We start from the raw sequence: 3475 nt of genomic DNA, 5'->3' as shown, positions 1-3475 counted from the left end.
GCCACAAACCACTTCTGAAAGAGCAAGAACACCAGCAACATTGGCGCGACCATCATCACCCCAAAACTCATCAGATCGCCCCATTGAATCGGCGGTAAGGTTTGGAAAGCCGCGATCGCGACAGGTAAGGGGCGGACGCTTTCATCGATCGTCACCATTAGCGGCCACAGAAACGATCCCCACTGAGTCAGAAAAGTCAGAATTGCTACGGTGGCAAAGACGGGTTTAGAAATCGGCACGATGATTTCAAAGTAGGTGCGGATGGTACTCGCACCATCGATGCGCGCGGCTTCTTCAAGTTCTTTGGGCAAACCGACAAAGAAAGTATAAAACAAATAAATCGAGAAGGAATTGGCGACAAAAGGTAAAATTTGAGCCAGATAAGTATTGCGCCAACCTAACAACGTAACCTGAAAAAATAACGGTACGGCGATCGCTTCAAACGGAATAATCATCAATGCTAATACTACTAATAATATGGTCGCGCGTCCCCGCCATCGTAACCGTGCCAACGCATAACCAGCGAGCGAATTAACGAATAATCCCGCTAAAACTACCATGCTAGTAATGAAGATCGAATTTAGAAAAAACCGACTAAAGTTGACGCGATCGAAGACATCTTGATAGTTTTGGAGCGAAGCTGGGACAGGGATAAAACCTTGCCAAGATCCGGCTTGAGATAGAACTAATTCGTCGGGTTTAAGGCTAGCGACGAACATAAACGCGATCGGGGCGATGAATAATAATGCCAGCCCGATCGCTAAGATGTAGCTACCAATTAAATTTACCCCAGCTCGGTTTTGTGGCGGCGAGCTAGGGCTAACTGGCTCCAATCGGGTGCGAGCGTCCATGAGTTGATTGATTAATCGTCGCTTCTACGCTAGCACAACTTGTAGGTAATGGCTGCTGGAGCTAACGGACTGGACTAAAGGATGTAGCGCGCGAATTGAGACTCAGTAGCACCAAGGAGATCGCCATCACGATGCCACCGACGACGATGAGGGGTTCGTTAATTTGCCGAATGGCGATCGCAATCAGCGTCCAGATCGTAACGATAAGGTAAGCCGGATCTTGACGGTGGACGAGGGCAATTGCCGCGATCGCCGCACTAACCGCCATCATGATGACCGTCCACAGGTTGGGACTAAGCAACCAGTTGTTGCCGTTGATGCTGTAGAGCGTGCTGGCAATATTAACGATCGTCGCTACCGAAATCCAGCTCAGGTAGATACTAATGGGGATGCGCACCATCCAGCGTTCTTGCTGGGAAACCCGTTCCCGCCCGATGCCCAAGCGTTGATGCATGCCAATTAAGGATAGTAAGATGCCTAACATGGCAATGACGGATAACGGAAACTGTCCTGCCAAAAACAGATAAATCCATGCACATTGACACACACAGGCGATCGACAACAGATAACCGCACTTTTGCAAGCGGGGATTGTAGCGTTCGGTAGATTGAAATTGAAAAATACCCAGCGCGATCAGTCCTAGATAAATTACCCCCCAAATCCCAAAGGCATAGTTAGCTGGCGTTACGCGCACGTCGGCAAATAAGGTATTAGAAATTTGGCCGATATTAATACCATTGGGCGGCCAGATATTGGAAATCGTATTAACCACAATACTCAGGAGGATCGACACAGCCGTAATGAGTTGTCTGATTAAATCTGGCTCGAAATGTTTGCTAGAAGACTTCATAACTTTTATTTCTAGATGATTAGGCGAAATTAAATGTAAAATGCCAGCTTTTTGCCCTCACCCCCAGCCCCTCCCCCAAGCTCTACCGTGTACACACAAGTCGGCTAGACTTCGCTTTTAGATCTGAATCCCCCAAACCCCCTTAAAAAAGGGGGCTAAGATCCGGTCAAAGTCCCCCTTTTTAAGGGGGATTTAGGGGGATTCTCACCAATATCGCTTCTAACTAGAGATGTGTATACACCGTAACCCCCAAGCTTGGGGGAGGGGAGCCAGAGCCGCAGGCGAGGGCGGGGTGAGGGCGATTTCGTCATTGTTACTTTAATTATGTCCAGCTACTTACCAGTTACATATTCGGGGTTAATACTCAGGCCGATCGACAATCTGTGCGAACTATTTTGCAGTAGCTGAAATTTTAGGTGCGAATTACTTAACAGCGCATTTTGGCGATTTCTACGAGCGTGTCTTTTCCTTGCTATTCGATTGCTTTAGCTGCTCTAAGTCTAAATTTTGACACAAGCGATTCAAGATCGGCTCTATCTTTCGATTGAACTTGGCGATCGCGAGTTGTTTTACGCTCTCGACATCGACCTGTTTGACTAATTCTCAATTCACATCGGGATAAAGTTAGCAACAGGTGACAATTAAGTGAAAAGATATTTCGATCGATAGATAAATAAAGCCGCGCCTAATGTCTATAGTCAATAGGCACGATCGCTTGTCGTTTGAGGCGATCGCCAAACCTTAGCTGCGCACGAGCGGTTGCGTTTCTAAAAGAGATGAGCGTCAGACAGCAGATCGAAAGATTTGAGCGAGTGTGGATAGTGAGATCGGGCGCGTTTGCTTTGGTGGCAATGTGTCTAGCGAGTTGCAGTGCGCCCAGGGATGAGGCCGAGGCGCGAACGCGTCCGGGTAATGGACGATCGGCTCAAGCGACAGCAGTCGATGTGGCGGTTGCATCGGTCGCGCCCCTGACGGCGGTGCGGGAATATACCGGAACGACTCAACCCGTTCAGGAGGTGGCGATTCGCGCTCAAGTGGAAGGTCAATTGCGCGCATTGAATGTGGATGTGGGCGATCGCGTCAAGAAGGGGCAAGTATTGGCACAAATCGACGATACGATTTTGAGTGCCCAGGCGGCAGAAGCCGAAGCCGAATTAGCTTCTAGGCGGACAGAAATTAGTAAGCTCCAAACCCAAGTCAGCGATGCCAGAACCCAGGTAGAACAAGCGCGGCTGCAACTGCAACAGGCCGAATTTGATGCCACCCGCTACGAGCGACTGGGGAGATCGGGTGCAGTCTCTCAGCAGCAAGCCCAGCAATCTCGCACTCAAGCCAGCACCGCCGCTCAGGTATTGCGATCGGCGCAACAAAAGGTACGTTCCGAGCAGCAGGCGATCGTGGTAGCTAACGGTCGGATCGTTGCCCAACAAGCCATCCTCGCCCAACAGCAACGGCGGCGATCGTATGCGGTACTGACATCACCAATCTCTGGCTCGGTTCTGAATCGATCGACCGAACGCGGCAATCTCGTCCAAATCGGTAACGAACTCCTCCGGCTGGGTGATTTTAGTCAAGCCAAAGTTACCGTCCAAGTTTCCGAACTAGATTTAGCGAAGGTGCGGTTGGGTGGCACGGCGACAGTCAAGCTGGATGCTTTTCCCCAACAGCAATTTACGGCTCAAGTGACGCGGATCTCGCCAGCTGCCAATCCCACCTCGCGGCTGCTACCGATCGAAATGACGATCCCCAATCCCACCGGCAAAGTCGGCAGCGG

At 50.2% G+C, this 3475-nt stretch carries 3 protein-coding genes; 1 reads left to right on the top strand and 2 read right to left on the bottom strand.

The window, feature by feature from the left end; all coding sequences use genetic code 11:
* Together RMO84_RS14195 and RMO84_RS14190 are read right to left on the bottom strand one after the other, a co-directional pair.
* Nucleotides 1-851 (bottom strand): carbohydrate ABC transporter permease (locus RMO84_RS14195; protein ID WP_310489101.1); only part of this gene is annotated, 851 nt, incomplete at its 3' end.
* A gap of 61 nt (nt 852-912) precedes the next feature.
* Entirely contained in the window at nt 913-1701 is a 789-nt protein-coding gene (locus RMO84_RS14190; RefSeq protein WP_310489100.1) for a tryptophan-rich sensory protein, read from the bottom strand.
* A 776-nt stretch (nt 1702-2477) separates the two neighbouring features.
* On the opposite strand from RMO84_RS14190, the gene RMO84_RS14185 reads away from it, so the two are divergent.
* The coding region (locus RMO84_RS14185) for an efflux RND transporter periplasmic adaptor subunit (protein ID WP_310489099.1) at nt 2478-3475 on the top strand (998 nt) is incomplete at its 3' end.

The organism is Chamaesiphon sp. VAR_69_metabat_338, from assembly GCF_031423935.1.
Classification (GTDB): Bacteria; Cyanobacteriota; Cyanobacteriia; order Cyanobacteriales; family Chamaesiphonaceae; genus Chamaesiphon.
Note: the sequence above shows the minus strand (reverse complement) of the source record. Positions and strands in the feature narration are given on the sequence as shown.

Bases quoted from the DNA above. Each gene is read 5' to 3' on its own strand.
- RMO84_RS14190 (WP_310489100.1), bottom strand. From the start codon at position 1,701: ATGAAGTCTTCTAGCAAACATTTCGAGCCAGATTTAATCAGACAACTC.